Origin of the sequence: Hymenobacter sp. UV11 (genome assembly GCF_004684095.1) — a bacterium.
GTDB lineage: Bacteria > Bacteroidota > Bacteroidia > Cytophagales > Hymenobacteraceae > Hymenobacter.
This window is the reverse complement of record NZ_SRII01000003.1, coordinates 367,430-386,170: the sequence shown is the minus strand read 5'-3', so window position 1 is coordinate 386,170 and position 18,741 is coordinate 367,430. Positions and strand designations below refer to the sequence as shown.

Sequence of the window (18,741 nt, the reverse complement as noted above, 5' to 3'; positions counted from 1 at the left end):
ACACGTGAAGCTCTCCGTCATTATCGTCAATTACAACGTCTGCTACTTCCTGGAGCAGACGCTGCTGTCGGTGCGCGTGGCGGCGGCCGCGCTGGGCGAGCCGGTAGAGGTATTCGTGGTGGATAACCACTCGGCCGACGACTCGGTAGCGATGGTGCGAGCGCTGTTTCCGGAAGTTATCCTGCTGGAAAACCCTGATAATCCGGGTTTTTCCAAAGCCAACAACCAGGCCCTGCGGCTGGCCACCGGCGAGTACCAGCTGCTGCTGAACCCCGACACGCTGGTAGAGGAAACTACCTTCCGGCGCTGCTGCGACTTTATGGACGCGCACCCGCGCTGCGGCGGCCTGGGCGTGCAGATGCTCGACGGCCAGGGCGGCTTCCTGCCCGAAAGCAAGCGCGGGCTGCCTACCCCGGCGGTGGCATTTTACAAGATATTTGGGCTGGCGCGGCTGTTTCCGCGCTCGCGCACGTTCGGGCGCTACCACTTAGGTTTTCTTGACAAAGACGAGGCCCACGAGGTAGAAGTGCTCAGCGGCGCGTTTATGCTACTGCGCCGGGCCGCGCTGGAAGGGGTAGGGCTGCTCGATGAAGACTACTTTATGTACGGCGAGGACATCGACCTCTCGTACCGCCTCACGCGCGGCGGCTGGCAAAACTGGTACTTCCCCGGCACCCGCATTCTGCACTACAAGGGTGAGAGCACCAAGCGCACGAGCGTCAACTACGTGTTCGTTTTTTACCGCGCCATGGTCATTTTTGCCCGCAAGCACTTCGCCACCAGCCAGGCCGGGCTGTTTTCGCTGCTGATAAACGCAGCCATCTGGCTGCGGGCGGGCGCGGCGGTGGCCCAGCGCCTGGCCAGCGCCGCTGCCCCGGTGCTACTCGATGCCGGCCTGCTCTACGCCGGCATATTTGCCCTCAAAATATACTGGGAGCGCAACAACAAGTACGTGCCCCTGCCCTACCCCCCCCGGTACATGCTGGTGGCCGTGCCGCTCTACATCGTGGTGTGGCTGACCACTACCTGGCTCAGTGGGGGCTACGACCCGCCGGCGCGCACCAGCCGCGTGGTGCGGGGCGTAGCCGTAGGCACGGTCCTCATTTCGGCGGTGTCGAATTTCTTTGACAGCTGGCGTTTCTCGAAGGCCCTGATTGTGCTGGGCGGTACCTGGGCGGTGGCGGCGCTGGTGGGCCGGCGGGTGTTCAGCCACTGGCTGCGCCACGGCAACCTGCGCCTGAGCGAAAACCGCCCCAAAACCCTGGCCATCGTGGGCAGCCAGGCCGAAAGCCAGCGCGTGCGCCAGCTGCTGGCCCAGGCCCAGGTACCCGCCAAGATTATCGGCTACATCACACCCGATGAAAACTCGAACGCCGCCCCTACCCCTCTCCTTGCCGACCACCTCGGCCCGGTGGCCGAGCTGCCCGCACTTCTGCGCATCTACGGCCTCACAGAACTGATTTTTTGCGGCCAGGACCTGCCCGCTAGTCAGATTATCGACCTTATGGCCCGGCTGCCGGCCCAGCCGCCGGTGGCCTACAAGATTTTGCCGGCGGGCAGCCAGTATATCATCGGCAGCAGCCGCAAAGACGCACCCGGCGACTACTATGCCCTCGACCGCTCGTGGCGCCTGGGCCAGCCCGCCCAGCGCCGCAACAAGCGCCTGCTCGACTTGGTCCTTGCAGGAATAGTATTGATGCTGAGCCCGCTACTACTCTGGGGCCAGCATCGGCCCGGCGGCCTGCTGCCCAATGTAGCCCAGGTATTGCGCGGCCGCTGCAGCTGGGTGGGTCTGCGCTATTTGCCCGAAGCCAGCCGCTATCCCGCTGTGCTCTCCCCGGCCGACGTGGCTGCGGCTACCGAGTCGCTGTCGGCGGCAACCCAGTGCCGCCTGGAATGGCTATATGCGCAAGACTACGCGCCGGGCCTCGACCTAGCAGTGCTCTGGCGCGGTTGGCGCAGCCTGGGAGGGTAGGACGCCGCGGCTAGCTGCTGGGAACCGCCTGTTCAAGTCCGCGTTGGAGGACGCGGGGACACCCTTCTTCGCTCTATCCGGCGAACAGTTGCATCGGTTCCGTTTAATAAACAGACGTTATACCGTGCTTACGCACGTTTTGACAACTAATTCGAGAAAGTCCTCCAACTCCTCCAGCTTCTTGCTTCTCGCTTCTCGTTAAAAGCGGCATGTAATTTGCAATTTTATGATATTTAATGCCATTTTACTTCTTCAGGCAGCGTAGTAATACTATTTTCGTCCATTTCTCACGCAATCGCGTACACGTAGCCATTAACCCATTAATACAATTAACCATGCCCTCGAACCGGACATTCAAGATTATCGGCCTATTTCTTCTAGTGACCTTTTTAGGGGCCTGTTCGCGCGTCAGCGAGTACAACGTTTTACCCGCCGGTCAGCACAAAGTGCAAGTTCGGTTCACGGCCAAGTCACTCGATGGACTTGGCGCACAGTACACTTTTTCGCGGCAAACCGGAAACAATCTCCCGGAGCAACTCGGCGCTGGCTCAGCTCGCAACAATGACACGGAAGTGCTCGACGGTGGCATCAGAAACAGTGGAGATGTCATTTTTGTGGAAATTTCCTTCCGGGCCATCACACCTTCAAGTACAGTAGTGCCTAACCCGGCCGCTAGCTACGCCGTCGAAATTCTAGTCGATGATGTCGTGCAAACCAAAGTGGTAATCGATGCCTCTTCGAAAATCAACAACACCTATTACTTGGCGGCCGTCGCTAAAACGACTCTTTAAGCAGTGAGCCTTCGGCTACTAGCCGTCAACTAACAGCTCAATTTCTATACAACTAAATATCCGCGCTACGAGCGAGCACGACTAACAGAATAACCTGCGCCGGGTTTTTAGGCGACAGCTTATTCTCGAAGCTGTCCAGCTCGTAGCCTTTGGCAAGCCATTCTTTTACTTCCTTAAAACCCATTAGTTCGGCCCTGCTGAAGGGCACGGGCGCGACTGGCGGGCCGGATTTGGGCACTTCGGACAGGAACGTGAGCATCTTGGTGGCGGGCAGGTCGGCGGTTGGCATGGCAGGTTTGGCAAAAATTAAGGGAGGCGCCCCAGGCAAGCGGGGGTAGCGTAGAAGGCGCGAATGGCTACAAATGTTGCTTTTACGCGGATTAAGTGCGCAAGAACCAGCAGTTTTCGAATACTTTTGCGACTCGCACCTTCTTTTATTGCTTAAGAATATGGCTCCCAGCAACTCTGCGGCTACCGCGCCGGCCGACCCGACCGCCTACCTCTCCGACCGCATCCTCCAGATTCAGGAGTCGGCGACCATCGCCATGGCCAAGAAAAGCCGCGAGCTGGCCGCCCAGGGCGTAGATGTGATTAACCTGAGCTTCGGCGAGCCCGATTTTCAGACGCCGCAGTACATCAAGGAAGCCGCCAAGAAGGCGATTGACGAGGGCTACACCTTCTACACGCCGGTACCGGGCTACCTCGACCTGCGCCAGGCCATTTGCGACAAGCTACTGCGCGACAACCAGTTGACCTACGCTCCCAACCAGATTGTGGTGAGCACTGGCGCCAAGCAGGCCCTCAGCAACATCATCATGGCCCTGGTGAACCCCGGCGACGAGGTTATCATCTTTTCGCCCTACTGGGTGAGCTACGCCGCCCAGATTCAGCTGGCCGAGGGCGTGGCCGTGCCCATCATGGGCACGCTCGAAAACGACTACAAGGTGACGGCTGCCGAGTTTGAGGCCGCTATCACGCCCCGCACCAAGGCCGTGATGTACTCTTCGCCCTGCAACCCCACCGGCGCCGTGTTCAGCCGCACCGAGCTGAGCGCCATTGCCGAGGTGCTGGCCCGCCACCCCGGCATCTTCGCCATCGCCGACGAGATTTACGAGTACATCAACTTCACCGGCGAGCACGTGAGCCTGGCGCAGTTCGATGCGGTTAAAGACCAGGTAATCACCGTCAACGGTTTTTCAAAGGGCTACGCCATGACGGGCTGGCGCCTGGGCTACCTGGCCGCGCACCCCGCCCTGGCCGCCGCCTGCGACAAGCTCCAGAGCCAAATTACGTCCGGCACCTGCTCCATCGCGCAGCGCGCCGGCCTGGCCGCCTTGCAGGGGGGTAGGGGTTCGGCCGATGAGATGGTGACGGCCTATAAGCGCCGCCGCGACCTCGTGCTGGACCTGGTAAAGGACATTCCCGGCCTCGTGACGCCTACCCCCGAAGGCGCCTTCTACATCTTCCCCGACGTGTCGGCCTTCTTCGGCCGCACCGCGCCCGATGGCACGCTCATCAACGACTCGTCGGACCTGGCGCTGTATCTGCTGCGCGACACGTTCGTGTCGGCCGTGGCCGGCGACTCGTTCGGCGCGCCCGACTGCATCCGCTTCAGCACCGCCGCCGCCGATGAGAAGCTGGCCGACGCGTTTGGGCGCATCAAGCGCAGCCTGGGCGAGTTGAAATAAGAAAGCAAGGTTTCGGCAGGAGCGTCATGCTGGGCTTGCCGAAGCATCTCACGTGGGGTAGTACTAAAATCGGTCAAACGATTGAGTTAGTACTCCACGCGAGATGCTTCGGCAAGCTCAGCATGACGTTCTTTTTATATGCCCACCTCACTACGCCCTACCCCCGCCGTACCTTTGCAAGACTTATGAATTTGCTATCCGCCGAGAATATCTCGAAGAATTACGCCGACCGCTGGCTGTTTCAGAACCTCAACTTTGGACTACAGCTGGGCCAGCGCATTGCCTTTGTGGGCATCAATGGCACCGGTAAGACCACGCTCATGCGCGTGTTGGCCGGCCTGGAGAACCCCGATACGGGCCTCGTGACGCGCCGCCAAGGCATTCGGGTCACGTACCTGGGCCAGCAGCCGGTGTTTGATGAAAGCCTGACGGTGGAGGAAACCATCTTTGCCAGCCAGAACGACACGCTGCGCGCCGTGAAGGACTACGAGCACGTGGTCAACGACCCCAACCACAACCCCGACGACCTGCAGCGCGTGATGGAGCGCATGGATACGCTCAACGCCTGGGACTACGAGTCGCAGGTGCAGCAGATTCTGGGCAAGCTCGGCATTTTGGGCGAGCTGCTGACGCGCAACGTGAGCAAGCTCTCGGGCGGGCAGCGTAAGCGCGTGGCCCTGGCCCGCGTGCTCATCGAAGAGCCTGATGTACTGCTACTTGACGAGCCCACCAACCACCTCGACCTAGCCACCATCGAGTGGCTCGAAAACCGCCTCAACTCGCCCAGCCTTACCCTGCTGATGGTGACCCACGACCGGTATTTCCTGGACAAAGTGGCCAACGAAATCGTGGAGCTTGACAAGGGCACCATGTACCGCTACCAGGGCAACTACTCGTACTTCGTGGAGAAAAAGGCTGACCGCGAAATGCGCGAAACCGTGGAGGTGGAGAAGGCCCGCAACTTGTTTCGCAAGGAGCTGGAGTGGATGCGCCGCATGCCCCAGGCCCGCGGCACCAAGCAGAAGGCCCGCATCGACGCCTTCTACGTAACCAAGGAAAAGGCCAGCACCAACCTGGGCAAGCAGCAGTTGGAGCTGAGCGTGAAAACCACCCGCCAGGGCGGCAAAATCATTGAGGCCGACGGCCTTAACAAGAAATTTGGCGATAAGGTGGTGCTGGACGATTTCAGCTACGTCTTTAAAAAGAAGGACCGCATCGGCCTGGTTGGACCTAATGGCGCGGGCAAATCGACGCTGCTCAACATGCTGACTGGCAAGCTCAAGCCCGACAGCGGTACCGTGGACGTGGGCCAGACGACCGTGTTTGGCTACTATACCCAGACGGAGCTGGAATTTGACCCTACCCAGCGCGTGATTGACATTGTGAAGGAGGTGGCCGAAGTGGTAGAATTAGCCAACGGCGACGTGCTCACGGCCAGCCAGTTCCTGACACTGTTTCTGTTTCCGCCGGCCCAGCAGTACACACTGGTGAGCAAGCTGAGCGGCGGCGAAAAGCGGCGCTTGCAGCTGCTGCGCGTGCTGGTACGAAACCCCAACTTCCTCATTCTCGACGAGCCGACCAACGACCTTGACCTGGGCACGCTCAACATCCTGGAGGACTTTCTACTCAATTTTTCGGGCTGCCTGCTCATCGTGAGCCACGACCGCTACTTCCTCGATAACCTGGCCGAGCACCTGTTTGTGCTGGAGCCGGGCGGGGCCGTGCTCAACTTCCCCGGCAACTACACCGACTACCGCGACTACCTGGCCGAGCGCGAAACCGAAGCCGCCCTCGAAGCCGAGGAAAAAGCCGCTAAGGTCGCCCGCGCCGCCGCCAAAGTAGCCGCCGCTACGCCCGCCGCCCCCACCCCGGTGGCCGCCCCGCCCAAGCGCCGCGCCAGCTTTGCCGAGAAGAAGGAATTTGAGCAATTAGAAAAGGACATTGCCGCGCTCGAACGGGAAAAGGAGCAGCTTGTGGCCAACCTAGCCACCGGCCAGGGCTCGCGGGAGGACCTGACGACCTGGCCCGCCCGCCTGCAAGCCGTTGATAAAGACCTGGACGCCAAAGGCGAGCGCTGGCTGGAGCTGAGCGACTTTGTTTAACTAGCCTGGCCTACCCGGTTCCACACGAGGAGCTGGCGTGGCGGGGTTGGGGAACAATGCGGCTTAGGAAATCCGGAGCCTGTTAGCCTTTTCGGCTTTCTACAAAGGCCTCCTACGGAGAGTAGCAGCTGGTACTTGTTGCCAGCTGCTACTCTCCTTTTTAGCATAATAGCCAGACTAAGTTTGGTTTTGCAGCGAAAAGCAGGTTCAACTAAGGGGCAGGAGCTAGTTTGGATGAGTTATTGCTTTTAGGCAGCGCTTTCCTACTCTTATGGCTACTACCGTACTTATTACTCGCCCCTACGGCTTGGTGCTAACCGAAACCAGCGGGCCGTGCATCGTTACCCAATGGCGCGCTTTTGCCAGCGCCAGCGAATTTATCGCTTTGCAGGAAGCTGCCCTGCGCTACTTCGAAACCCATTCTACGCCCGAGCAACCCTGGGGCTGGGTGGGCGATGTGCACCGCTTGCAAGCCATTCCGGTGCAGGCCCAGGACTGGCTGCTGACTGATTTCATTCCCCGCGCGGCCGCAGTTGGGCTGCGCGAGCTGAGCCTAGTGCAGTCGCCCACCTCGCTGAGCCCGCCCGCTACCCAGCGCTACGCCCACGGCACTACCCCCTCCGGCCTGCCTTATGCGCTGCGCACCGCCTATTTTCCGTCGCTGGAAGCGGCGTTGGTGGGTGCCCGCCTGGCGCTGGCGCAGCCTGTTCTGGTACCGCACTATCACTAGGCTTGCGTGCTGCTCACTGCGGTGAACCAGCACGCGGCCCAGCAAGAAGACCCCGTTGCCGAAGTCGCCTGCTCAACTGCAGGTGACTTCGACAACGGGGTCTTCTTGCTGGCTGGTATCTCTGCCTTCACTCGCGCAGAGGGGGGTAGGGATACCAGCCGGCCAGGTAGTTTGGCCAGCCAGAGAGGGCTTGTTGCGGCCCAATCCAACCTCAGCGGCACTAGCCGGGCGGCTCCTTGGCTGAGGCAGGGAGGGTTAGGCTTTCCAGAGCTCGTGCTCCTGGCCCTTGCTGGTAGTGAGGATGAAGCGGGGCGGGTTGGCGCGTAGCACGAGGCGCACGCGGCCAGGGTATTTCTCCGAATCGACCCACACGCCGTCTTCTTTCTGCGGAATGTCGGTGGCGGGCAGGTAGGCGGTGGGCAGCAGCACGTCGGTATCGGATTTGAGGTCGACGTGGACTTTATCCAGCACTGCCTCCAGGTCGGCGCCATAGTCCTCGTTAAAATCGTCTTCGAGGTCGTGCAGCGACTCCTCTACATCGTCGTAGCGGGCGTCGTCGTAGGTGAGCGTGTGCAGCTCAGCTTTCTTCTCAATCAGGGCCAGCAGGGCGGCGTTCAGGTCAGCGGCGTTCATCGGGGCAGGCAGGGGAATGACAAAAGGAGTAGTTGCGCCACAAATTTGCGCATGAAACGCCAAACGGCCCGCCCTACCCCGGCACGAGCGGCGCGGGCCGCGGCCCAGCCCACCCAGAACCTGCCGCTGCCGCCAGCGCCAAAACCGCTGGGCCGGGCCGGCCGTTAAGCTGGCCATGTCACTTCCTTATTTTCTGGCCGGGGCCGTGCTGCTGGCCCTGCTGCTGGTTTTTTACCGCTACCTCACCGCCGACCAGCGCCGCCGCCGGGCCGCGCTCGCTACCCCTTTTCCGGCCGCCTGGCGCACGCTGCTCACCGAAAACGTAGCCTATTACAACGGCCTGGCGGCGGCCGAGAAAACCCGTTTCGAGCAGGCCATGCAGCTCTTTTTGGCCCGCACCCACCTCACGGGCGTGCAAACCGAAGTAGACGACCTCACGCGGGTGCTCACGGCGGCGGCGGCCGTGATTCCGGTGTTTGGCTTTCCGGGCTGGGAATATCCGACGCTGCACGAGGTACTGATTGTGCCCGATAGCTGGCAGCTCGAAACCCGGCCCGAGCAGGAGGTGCAGCCCCTGCAAGGCACGCTGCTGGGCTCGGTGCAGCGCTTCCAGACTTCGCAGTATATGCGCCTGAGCCGGGCCGCGCTGGTGCAGGGCTTTGCCGACGCCGAGGACCGGCATAACGTGGGCGTGCACGAGTTTGCGCATCTCGTGGACGAAGCCGACGGCGAGATTGACGGCGTGCCGGGCGCAGGCCTACCCCCCGCCCTGCGCCCGGCCTGGGCCGAGATGATGCAGCGCGAATTGGCCGCCATCCGGGCCGGCCACTCCGACATCGACCCCTACGCCGGCACTAACGAAGCCGAGTTTTTTGCGGTGGTGAACGAGTATTTTTTCGAGCGCCCCGAGAAGCTGCAGGAAAATCACCCCGAACTCTTCGACCTGCTGAGCCAGGCCCTGCACCAGCACCCCGAGCAAACGCTCACGGCCCACGGCCGCCACCTCGACCCACGCCAGTGGCTGCGCCAGCTGCGCGCCCAGAAGACGGTGCTGGGCCGCAACTCACCCTGCCCCTGCGGCTCGGGCAAAAAGTATAAGAACTGCCACCTGGCCCAGGCCGCGTAAAAACAGGGGGGGTAGGAAGGCAGAAAAGTCAGCCAACTTCGTTGGGCGGCACGCTAGGCGCTTTCAGTTTAGTAGCAGCAGTGCTATATTTCGTGGCGAAGCCAGCGGCGCGAAGCCAACGAAGTGCCGGCCGTGCCCTGTGTGTTGGCTGGGGCTTACTTACCTCTCTCTGCCATGAAAACACTGCTTCTTGCTGGGCTGCTGGCGGCGGCCGGGGCTGCCCACGGCCAGGAATACTACATCGACCTGCACAAGGAGCCGCTGGAGGTACCCGGCCGCACGGTAGCCGTGGAAAGCGTGGTAGATGGCCGCCGCAGCCCCCAGATTGGGGTGATGAGCCACGGCGGACAGGCCCGACCCGCCACTATTTTTTTTCGCGAGGGCGCGGCCACCGAGCTAACCGCCTTTATGCAGGCCCGGCTGCCCGCCCGGCCCACCGACTACCCGGTGGTGCTGTGCCTGCGGCAGCTACAACTGACCGAAATGCTTTCGGATGGCGCGTCGCAGCAAACCCCGCCGTGGCAGTCGGATACCGACCTGGCCTTCGATGTGTACGCGCACCAGCCTGATGGCTACCGTTTTGTGCAGCGCGTGGCCGGGCACTGGGGCGGCAGCAGCTACCAAAGTGCCTTATACTTTTCGACCCGACTGGCGCGGCTGCTGGGCTACTGCCTGGGGCAGGTGGCGCAGGCCGACTGGGCCGGCGCCGCCCAGCAGCCCGCCCGCACGCTGGCACAGCTGGCCACCGATGCGCCTACCCCCCTGCCCGCCGCCCAAGCCGCGGCGGCCATCCTGCGCGAGGCCCCGCGCCGGGGCTTGTACCGCAGCTTTGCGCAGTTTGTGGCCAACCAGCCCGACACTACCCTGGCCTTCCGGCTCGACACGGTGGCCGACGACCGACCCAGCCGCTACCAGGCGCGCCAGGTGGCCCGCTGGTGGTGGGCCTGGTGGCACGTGGCGCGGGTGCGGCCCGTGGTGGGGGCGGGCCGGGGAGCTGTGCCGCCCGGCATCTGGGGCTTTTGCGATGGGCAGCAGTTGTTTATTGAGCAGGAAGACAAGTTTTACCCGCTCAACCGGTACAACGACTTTTTCACCTTCGTGCGGGAAGCGGCCTATAATATGCAGTACCAGGCCTACCTATCCCAAAAGCCGGCCCAGCGCCTGAGCCAGAACCCGATGCTGACTACGCCCGTGCCCGGCGGCGAGCCCCTGACCCTGGCCCTCGACCCGCGCACCGGCGAAGTGGGCTCGTTTCCGGGGCTGCGGCCCCGGCGCGAAGACACTGCCTACGTGTACCTCTACCGCCCGCCCCAGGCCCGCAACCTGAACGCGATGCGGGTGCTGGTAAATGGCCGCGAAACGGCCCGCCTCTACCCTGGCGGCTACTGCCGGCTCACGTGCCTCCACCCGGTGCTACCCCTACGCCTGAGCTTGGAGGGCGTGGGCCCACCCGATGGCCCCGCCCAGATGCTGCTGCCTAATCCGGCCCAGCCCCTGTATCTGGAAATAACGCCGCTGGCGGCCGGCAACCGCTACTGGCGCTGGGTGCCCAAGGCGCAGGGCCAGGCGGCCCTGCAGGCGCTGGTGGTGCGCCAGTCGGCAGCGCGCTGAGGCCGGCGCGGCCGGGCAACTATAGGGCCCGGCACTACTATTGCGGGTCGGGGCTGAGCTGCTGACCCACTGGCGGGCAGGCGCCGTCCGCAGACTACCGCAATTCGGGCCTGTTTTTTCTTGCTATTTGTGCGAATAATTACTATACTACTGGCTGGGGGTGCGCTGCTGCTGAGCCACTTGGGGGTCGCCCAAGGAATTTACTACCTAGATGCGCCTACCTCGCGCGGCGCGCTGGCGCCGGGGCCGGCCTACATTGCCCGCGTGGTAGATGCGCGGGCGCAGCGGGCCAGCGTGGGCAGTGTGAGCCGGGGCGAGATGCTGCTGATGCCTGCTACGTTTCGGGCGGGAGTGCGGGCCACCTTGCAGCCGTTTTACGACACCTACGCGCCCGGCCAGCCCGGCGCGGTGCCGCTGGTGCTGCGCCTCACGGGCCTCGAAATAGCCGAAACTCTGGGCCACGACGAAACCGCCGTGGCCGGCTGCACCGCCGACCTCTACGCGCCCCAGCCCGACAGCACCTACCGCCTGGTGAGCCACTACGCCAACGTGCACGCCCAATCGAACCGCAGGCCCTTTACCGATGCCACCAAGCTGCACGCCGCCAACCTGGGCGTGCTGCTGCTGGGCGTCGCCGATGCAGCCCGCAGCCAGGCCGCCTGGCTGCCGGCGGGCCCGGCTTACCCGGCCGCCTACGTGCTGGCCCCTACCCCCCACCCCGAGGAGCAGCTGCCCATCTTGCGGCCGGCCACGCAGCCGCGGCCCGGCATCTACCATTCGGTGGTCGAGTTTTGGCACAATCAGCCCAGTGAGCCTGGCCTGCCCGACGTGGAAAAGCACCCCTACCTGAACACCGAGTGGGCCGGCGACTCGGAGGTGAAGCTCTACCGCCCGCTGCCGACCAATAAGCTGGAAATGGTGACCGACGCCTGGGGCTTCTGCGATGGCCAGGATTACTACGTGCGCCGCGAGCGCAGCTACTACCGGCTGCGGCGGCAGGGGCCGGGCTTCGTGTACTACGGCCAGGTGGGCGAAGACCCGCAGTACCGCATGGCGGTGAATGGGCGCTCATTCAACAACTCCCTGCTAATGGGCAGCGTGCTGGCCAGCGCCAGCGCCCCCTCGCTGGGGCGCCGGGCGCTGTTTACGCTGCACCTGCTGCCCGGCACAGTGAGCCTCGACCAGGCCCCTACCCTGGCCGAAACGCCCGGCGCGGCCAGCCGGCCCACGCACCTGTTTGTGTACCGGCCGCGCGGCGACAAAGGGCCCGCCGTGCGCATCCGGCTGGCCGACGACCAGCCCGCCCAGGAACTGGCCCCCGGCGACTACCTCACCTTTGAGCCGGCCAGCGAGCAGCCGCTGCGCGTGTGCCTGCTGCCCGCCGCCGGCCCCGCCGTGTACCTGCCCATCACGCCTACCGCCGAGGCGCCCACTTACCTCGAATGCCGGGCCGCCGCCTCCGAGCCCCTGCGCCAGGTGAAGGACGCCACCGGCGCGGCCGCCCTCAACCGGCTGGTGAAGTAGCACCGGGCAGCTAGCGGGGGGTAGGGCGCGGGTTGGCGTCCAAATTTCGCCACGGCTTTGCCCGCCCCGTGAACAACCTAGCCATGATTGCGGACGCCGAAAAATTCCTGGCCCAGTACCTGCACGGCCGCTACCAGGCCACCATAACGCCCGCCGTGGCCCAGCGCCTGGCCGAGATTACCATGGACCCCAAAACCGTGGCGCTGGCCGCGCCGGGGGTAGCGGGCAAGTAGCGCGGGACGAGGCAAGTATTTCTACCTGTTTTACTGGTTTTCAACCCCTTAAAGCATCATAAACTCTTGGTTCTCTGCTAGATTTGCCGCTCACCTTTCCCATCTAGCAGCGTATGAAAACCTCCCTACCCCTCCTGGCCGTGGCCACGCTCCTGGCGTTTGGCGCCGGCAACGCCAGCGTGCCGGCCGCTACCCTCCCCGCCGCGGCCGGGCCAGCCACCATGACCGCTTTGACGCAACAGCTTACCGATGCGCTGAAGCAGCAGGATTTGACCAAAGCCACCGCCTGTCTGTCGAAGAAGGTACGCTATCTCGTCAACACGGAGGCGGTGGTAAGCGGCCGCGATTCGGTGAGCACTGCCTGGCTGAAGCAGACATTCGACAACACCAGTAATTTAAAACTTACGCCCCTGCAGTCGGGCAGCGACGCCACGATGGGCTACGACACGGGCTATTACACCTACGACATCAAACCGATGGCTAATCTTCCGAAAGGCGCTTCGGGCCACGGCTCTTATATGACTCTGTCCCGCAAGGAAGGGGCTACCTGGCAAGTTGCGTATGTACACATAGCCACAGACCCTATCAAGGTCAACAAGTAAAGGTCACGTTTTCGCCTACAAAAAAGCTGCTGAGGATGAATCTCCAGCAGCTTTTTTGTAGGCGAAAACGTGTCAATGCAAGCAACGCAGCAAGCTGAGCCGTTTTACTTGGCTTATGCATTCGTTTTTTTTGATAGTCTAACTCTTTGATTGTCGGCAATTTCATTATTCTCTTTCCCCAAGCATGAAAAAATCCCTACCCCTCCTGGCGCTGACTGCGCTACTCGGCGCCTGCTCTGGCAACGTGAGTACGCCACCGGCTGAGGCTACTGCCCCTGCCACCACCATGGCTTCCACTACCATCGGCGAGCAGTTTATGGAAGCCCTTGTGAAAGAAGACACTACTAAAATCAGGAGCCTGCTGGCAGACAACGTAGTGGTCCTTGGAACTTCGTTAAAACAGCGGATGACTGGCAGAGACACCGTAACTTCTGCTTTTAAACCAACTGGTAGAACCGCCGATTTCAAGTTTACGCCGCTAGCCAAAGGTGGTGACGCCAATATGGTCTACTACTCGGGCTTTTACACTCAAAAAGTATTGCCTTCAGCTAAAGCGACCAAATACAAGCAGGGAGGCATAGATACTGGTTCTTACTTGATGATAGCCAGCAAAGACAGCAAGAATGACTGGAAGGTTAGTTACCTGCATATCGCCTCAGCCCCGTTGGAAGTAAACAAGTAATACCCACTAGTTACGCATACTTAAAGGCTGCTGGTAACTCGATTACCAGCAGCCTTTTGCGTTTACCAAAGGAGCGGCCCTACGCCAGCTCCACGCTCGGGTCCCAGTACAGCTTCTTGAAATCGACCACCACATCGTCGGCCACGCGCACGCCTTCGGCTTCGAGGCGTTCCTGCATGGCAGAGGGGGTAGGGAAATGGTGCCGCCCCGTGAGCTGCCCTAGCCGATTCACCACGCGGTGGGCGGGCACGGGCGCTTCTTTTTTCAGGGTGATGGCGTCGAGGTTGGCCGCCATAAGGGCGTAGCCCACGGCCCGCGAGCCGTGCCGGGCGCCGAGGTAGTGCGCAATGGCGCCGTAGCTCGTGACGCGGCCCGGCGGCACCAGGCGCACCACCTCGTGCACGTCGGCAAAGTAGTTGCGCTCGGCGGGGGGGGTAGGCGGCAGCGGGGCGGCGGGCTTCTTCATGGGCCAAAAATACGGGGCCGGCGGCGCAACCTCCGGGCCGGCGGGCGCGTCATTGCGCCCGCGCACTGAACCCGACCCATGGGCTCGGTGTTGCCTGCCTCCCACCCGGCCACCCGGCGCCTAGCGGCGCTGGCTGCTGAGTATCACCTTATTCCCTGTATGCGTTTTTTTTCTACGGCTCCACTCTTCATCGCCGGCACTGCGCTGGCCCTGCTGGCTGGCTGCCATGCTAAACCCGACGAGGCCAAAGGCGGCAAGGGCGGTAAAAAGGACAACGGCCCCGCCCTGGTCGATGTGGTGGTGGCCCGGCCTTCGGCCGTGACCGACTCCATTGAGGCCAACGGCGCGGTGGTGGCCAACGACTACGTGGAGCTGCACCCCGAAGTGAACGGCCGCCTCACCTTCCTCAACGTGCCCGAGGGCCACCGCGTGAGCAAGGGCACCGTGATTGCCCGCATCAACGACGCCGACCTGCGAGCCAACCTGCAGAAAACCAACGCCCTGCTGCAAGTGTCGCGCCTCTCGCAAGACCGCCTCGAAAAGCTGCTGAAGGTGCAGGGCGTGAACCAGGCCGACTACGACCTGGCCGTGAGCCAGGTGCGCAGCAACCAGGCCGACGCCGCCTACACCCAGGCCATGCTGGCCAAAACCGTCATTCGGGCGCCTTTCACCGGCGTGATGGGCCTGCGCCAGGTGAGCCCCGGTGCCTACGTCACGCCCACTACCATCATCGCTACCCTGCAGGCCGATACCAAGCTCAAGATAGATTTTACGCTGCCCGAGGCCAACGGCGGCCTGGTGCATCCCGGCTCGGTGGTGATGGTGCAGCTCACCGGCAACCCGCCGCGCCGCTACCGCGCCACCGTCATCGCCCAGGAAAGCCAGGTCAACCAAACTACCCGCAACCTGACCGTGCGCGCCCAGCTGCCGGCCGGCGCCCAGGCCAGCCCCGGCGCCTTTGCCCGCGTGAGCGTGCCCACCGGCGCGGCCCGCCGCAGCGTGCTGCTACCCACCAACGCCATCATGCCCGGCGATAAGTCGGACCAAGTGGTGGTGGTGAAGAACGGCAAGGCCACCATGCGCGATGTGCGCACCGGCGACCGCCAGCAGGACCATATTGCCATTACCAGCGGCCTGGCCGCCGGCGACTCGGTGGTGACCAACGGCGTGCTGTTTACCCAGCCCGGCAAGCCGGTGAAGGTGCGCAAGGCGAAATCCGTGAATTAAATCCCGTTTGTCATGGCGAGCGCAACGAAGTGGAGCGCGGCAATCTTTCCTTCACGTTAGGATTACTAACCTAGTAAAGCGAACGACAAGGAAAGATTGCCGCGCTTCACTTCGTTGCGCTCGCAATGACAGATGATTAGGCAGTTAGCAATAAATTATACTAATGAACATCTCCGAGCTATCCCTTAAACGGCCCGTGCTGGCGACGGTGCTTAACCTGCTGCTGATACTTTTCGGGGGGGTAGGGTTTTCGTTTCTGGCCCTGCGCGACTACCCGGCCATCGACCCGCCCATTATCAGCGTCAATACCTCCTACACCGGTGCCAACGCCGACGTGATTGAGAACCAGATAACCGAGCCGCTCGAAAAGCAGATTAACGGTATTCCGGGCATCAAGTCCATCACGTCGAGCAGCTCGCTGGGTAGCAGCAACATCACGGTCGAGTTTAACCTGGGCGTCGATTTGGAGGCCGCCGCCTCCGACGTGCGCGACAAGGTGGGCCAGGGCGTGCGCTCGCTGCCGCAGGATATCGACGCTCCACCGGTAGTGTCGAAGTCGGACGCCAACTCGGATAACATCCTCATCCTGGCCGTGCAGAGCCGCACCAAGAGCCTGCTGGAACTGAGCGACTTTGCCGAGAACAACCTGCAGCAGCGCTTCCAGACCATCAATGGCGTGTCGGCCATCAACATATTTGGGCAGCAGCGCTACGCCATGCGCCTATGGCTCGACCCGGCCAAGATGGACGCCTTCCAGGTGTCGTTTACCAACGTGCAGGCGGCCCTGAACGCCGAAAACGTGGAGGTGCCGGCCGGCAAAATCTACGGCGGCAACACCGAGCTGACCATCCGCACGATGGCCCGCTTCACCACCGAAGAGCAGTTTCGCAACCTCATTTTGCGCGAAAATGCCCAGGGCATTGTGCGCCTCGGCGATGTGGCGCGGGTGGTGCTGGGCCCCGAAAACTACGAGCAGAGCTGGAAACTCAACGGCTCCTACGCCGTGGGCCTGGCTATTGTGCCGCAGCCGGGCTCCAACTACGTGGAGATTGCCGACGAATTCAACAAGCGCCTGGCCGAGGTGCAGAAGGAGAACAAGTCTGACATTGAGATGCGGGTGATTGTGGACAACACCAAGATTGTGCGCAACTCGATTGACGAAGTGATGGAAACGCTGGCCATTTCTTTCGGGCTGGTGGTGCTGGTTATCTTCTTCTTCTTCCGCAACTGGCTCACGGCGCTGCGCCCGCTCATCGACATTCCGATTTCCCTCATTGCCACGTTTTTCGTGATGTACCTGGCGGGCTTCACCATCAATATTCTGACGCTGCTGGGCATTGTGCTGGCCACCGGCCTGGTGGTAGACGACGGTATTGTGGTGACGGAGAACATCTTCCGCAAGCTCGAAGAGGGCATGAACATCAAGGACGCGGCGCGTGAGGGCAGCAAGGAGATTTTCTTCGCCGTTATTGCCACCTCGCTCACGCTGGCGGTAGTGTTCCTACCCGTCATTTTTCTGGAAGGCTTCACGGGGCGCTTGTTCCGCGAGTTTGGGGTAGTAGTGGCGGGCGCGGTGCTGATTTCGGCCTTCGTGTCGCTCACCATCACGCCGGTGCTCAACGTGGTGCTGCACCGCGAAAGCAGCAACCAGAGCGGCAGCGGCCACGGCAAGCTCTACGACAAAACGGAGCCGTTTTTCCAGGGCATGGAAAGCTGGTACGGGCGCATTGTGGGCAAGTTTCTGCGGGTGCGGGCGCTGGCCTGGGTGGTGGTGGCGGCCTGCGCGGGCATCATCTTTTTCATTGGCAAGGGCATTCCGACCGAGCTGGCCCCGCTCGAAGACCGCAGCAGCGTGCGTATGGTACTGACCGGCCCGGAGGGCACGAGCTTCGGGGCGATGGAAAAAATCAGCGACCAGGTAGCGGCTTTCGTGAGCGACTCGGTGCCCGAAAATGACTTTGTGTTTTCGCGCACGCCCGCCGGCGGCAGCGCCAATACCTCGCAGGTGCGCGCCGGCCTGGTGCCGCCCGACCAACGCAAGCGCACCCAGGAGCAGATAGCTAAGTACCTGACCAAGGCCACCAAGCGCTTCAACGACGCTCGCATTTTCGTGGTGCAGGAGCAGACCATTGCCGTGGGCTCGGGCTCGAAGAGCAGCGTGCCGGTGCAGTTTGTGCTGCAAACCACTGACCTCAATCGCATTCGGGAGGCCCTACCCCGGTTTCTGGCCGCCGCCCGGCAGGACCCGACTTTTCAGAACGTCGATGCCAACCTCAAGTTCAACAAGCCCGAGGTGCAGCTCACGTTTGACCGCCTCAAAATCCGGGACCTGGGCCTGACTACCCAGGATGTGGTGGCCGCCGTGCAGGGCGCGTTTGGGGGTAGGCGCATGGCTTATTTCCTGCGCGATGGCCGGCAGTACCAGGTTATTGGGCAGGTAGACCGCAACTTCCGCAGTGCGCCCAACGACATTAGCCGCCTCTACGTGACCAACAGCCGGGGCGAGAGCATTCCGTTGTCGGCGGTGGTGCACCAGGTCGAAAACTCGAACCCGGCCACGCTCTACCACTTCAACCGCTTCAAGGCGGCCACCATTTCGGCGCAGCTGGCCGAGGGCAAAACCGTGGGCGACGGCGTGCAAGCCATGCAGGCCATCGCCGACAAGGTGCTGAACCCCGACGCGTTTCAGACGGCCCTCACCGGCTCGTCGCGCGACTTTGCCGAGAGCGCGGGCAACACCACGTTTGCCTTTTTGCTGGCCCTGGTGCTGATTTACCTGCTGCTGGCGGCGCAGTTTGAGAGCTTCCGCGACCCGCTCATCATCCTCATCACGGTGCCGCTGGCGCTGGCCGGCGCGCTGCTCAGCCTGTGGGCCGTGGGCCAGACGCTCAACATCTTCTCGCAAATCGGGATGATTATGCTCATCGGCCTGGTGACCAAAAACGGCATCCTCATCGTGGAGTTTGCCAACCACCAGCGCGACGCCGGCATGCCCCTGCACGAGGCCGTGCGCCTGGCCGCCCAGCAGCGCCTGCGCCCCATCTTGATGACTTCGCTGGCCACCGCGCTCGGCGCCCTACCCATCGCGCTCAGCCTGGGCGCGGCCAGCACCAGCCGCAAGCCGCTGGGCACGGTTATCGTGGGCGGCATTTTGTTCTCGCTGGTGCTCACGCTGTTGGTCATTCCGGCTATTTATACCTTTATTGCCAAAGAGCGCCAGCCCGAGGCTGCCGCCGAGGCGCTAGCCCCTACCCCCGAGCCAGCCGAGGTAGCCGCCTAGCGTGGCCCTACCCCCTGGCCCCTTCTCCACGCGAGCGGGGGCCAGGGAGAGATAAACCGTGGCGGGCGAGC

Annotated in this window: 16 protein-coding genes; 13 read left to right on the top strand and 3 right to left on the bottom strand. The window is 62.5% G+C overall.

What is annotated here, in order from left to right; translation table 11 throughout:
* Positions 1-4: 4 nt before the first annotated feature.
* The gene (locus tag E4631_RS06620; protein WP_133657584.1) at positions 5-1,975 is read left to right on the top strand and encodes a glycosyltransferase; all 1,971 of its coding nucleotides are present in this window, start codon (positions 5-7) and stop codon (positions 1,973-1,975) included.
* A 335-nt stretch (positions 1,976-2,310) separates the two neighbouring features.
* A complete protein-coding gene (locus tag E4631_RS06615) occupies positions 2,311-2,766 on the top strand; it encodes a hypothetical protein (protein WP_133657585.1) in 456 nt (151 codons plus the stop codon).
* A gap of 52 nt (positions 2,767-2,818) precedes the next feature.
* Here the strand turns inward: E4631_RS06615 and E4631_RS06610 are convergent, their stop codons facing one another.
* Positions 2,819-3,055, bottom strand: a complete 237-nt coding sequence (locus tag E4631_RS06610; protein WP_133657586.1) for a hypothetical protein — start codon at positions 3,053-3,055, stop codon at positions 2,819-2,821.
* Between the two features lie 160 nt (positions 3,056-3,215).
* Between E4631_RS06610 and E4631_RS06605 the strand changes: the two genes are divergently transcribed.
* The 3 genes from E4631_RS06605 to E4631_RS06595 all read left to right on the top strand — a co-directional run bounded on the left by E4631_RS06605 (position 3,216) and on the right by E4631_RS06595 (position 7,286).
* Positions 3,216-4,454 (top strand): pyridoxal phosphate-dependent aminotransferase, encoded by a 1,239-nt coding sequence (locus E4631_RS06605; RefSeq protein WP_133657587.1) that lies wholly within the window; start codon positions 3,216-3,218, stop codon positions 4,452-4,454.
* Positions 4,455-4,639: 185 nt separating this feature from the next.
* The gene (locus E4631_RS06600; RefSeq protein WP_133657588.1) at positions 4,640-6,556 is read left to right on the top strand and encodes an ABC-F family ATP-binding cassette domain-containing protein; all 1,917 of its coding nucleotides are present in this window, start codon (positions 4,640-4,642) and stop codon (positions 6,554-6,556) included.
* A 271-nt stretch (positions 6,557-6,827) separates the two neighbouring features.
* Positions 6,828-7,286: a hypothetical protein gene (locus E4631_RS06595; RefSeq protein WP_133657589.1), complete on the top strand. Its 459-nt coding sequence runs from the start codon at positions 6,828-6,830 to the stop codon at positions 7,284-7,286.
* A 255-nt stretch (positions 7,287-7,541) separates the two neighbouring features.
* Here E4631_RS06595 and E4631_RS06590 read toward each other — a convergent pair whose 3' ends face one another.
* On the bottom strand, positions 7,542-7,919 hold the full coding sequence (locus E4631_RS06590; RefSeq protein WP_133657590.1) for a hypothetical protein: 378 nt from the start codon (positions 7,917-7,919) through the stop codon (positions 7,542-7,544).
* A 175-nt stretch (positions 7,920-8,094) separates the two neighbouring features.
* Here E4631_RS06590 and E4631_RS06585 point away from each other — a divergent pair, with 175 nt between their 5' ends.
* The 6 genes from E4631_RS06585 to E4631_RS06565 all read left to right on the top strand — a co-directional run bounded on the left by E4631_RS06585 (position 8,095) and on the right by E4631_RS06565 (position 13,697).
* A complete protein-coding gene (locus E4631_RS06585) occupies positions 8,095-9,045 on the top strand; it encodes a zinc-dependent peptidase (protein WP_133657591.1) in 951 nt (316 codons plus the stop codon).
* 174 nt (positions 9,046-9,219) lie between these two features.
* Positions 9,220-10,656, top strand: a complete 1,437-nt coding sequence (locus E4631_RS06580) for a hypothetical protein (RefSeq protein WP_133657592.1) — start codon at positions 9,220-9,222, stop codon at positions 10,654-10,656.
* 129 nt (positions 10,657-10,785) lie between these two features.
* Positions 10,786-12,180 (top strand): hypothetical protein, encoded by a 1,395-nt coding sequence (locus E4631_RS06575; RefSeq protein WP_133657593.1) that lies wholly within the window; start codon positions 10,786-10,788, stop codon positions 12,178-12,180.
* A gap of 68 nt (positions 12,181-12,248) precedes the next feature.
* Positions 12,249-12,413: a hypothetical protein gene (locus E4631_RS25835; protein WP_166648085.1), complete on the top strand. Its 165-nt coding sequence runs from the start codon at positions 12,249-12,251 to the stop codon at positions 12,411-12,413.
* 113 nt (positions 12,414-12,526) lie between these two features.
* On the top strand, positions 12,527-13,015 hold the full coding sequence (locus E4631_RS06570) for a DUF4440 domain-containing protein (protein WP_133657594.1): 489 nt from the start codon (positions 12,527-12,529) through the stop codon (positions 13,013-13,015).
* Positions 13,016-13,199: 184 nt separating this feature from the next.
* Entirely contained in the window at positions 13,200-13,697 is a 498-nt protein-coding gene (locus E4631_RS06565; protein WP_133657595.1) for a hypothetical protein, read from the top strand.
* Between the two features lie 79 nt (positions 13,698-13,776).
* Here the strand turns inward: E4631_RS06565 and E4631_RS06560 are convergent, their stop codons facing one another.
* Positions 13,777-14,163 carry an MGMT family protein gene (locus tag E4631_RS06560; protein ID WP_133657596.1) on the bottom strand — a complete coding sequence of 129 codons (387 nt, stop codon included), beginning with the start codon at positions 14,161-14,163 and terminating at the stop codon, positions 13,777-13,779.
* A 159-nt stretch (positions 14,164-14,322) separates the two neighbouring features.
* Between E4631_RS06560 and E4631_RS06555 the strand changes: the two genes are divergently transcribed.
* Together E4631_RS06555 and E4631_RS06550 are read left to right on the top strand one after the other, a co-directional pair.
* Complete coding sequence (locus tag E4631_RS06555; protein WP_133657597.1) at positions 14,323-15,390, top strand: efflux RND transporter periplasmic adaptor subunit; 1,068 nt, start codon at positions 14,323-14,325, stop codon at positions 15,388-15,390.
* 163 nt (positions 15,391-15,553) lie between these two features.
* On the top strand, positions 15,554-18,670 hold the full coding sequence (locus E4631_RS06550; RefSeq protein WP_133657598.1) for an efflux RND transporter permease subunit: 3,117 nt from the start codon (positions 15,554-15,556) through the stop codon (positions 18,668-18,670).
* Positions 18,671-18,741: the final 71 nt, after the last annotated feature.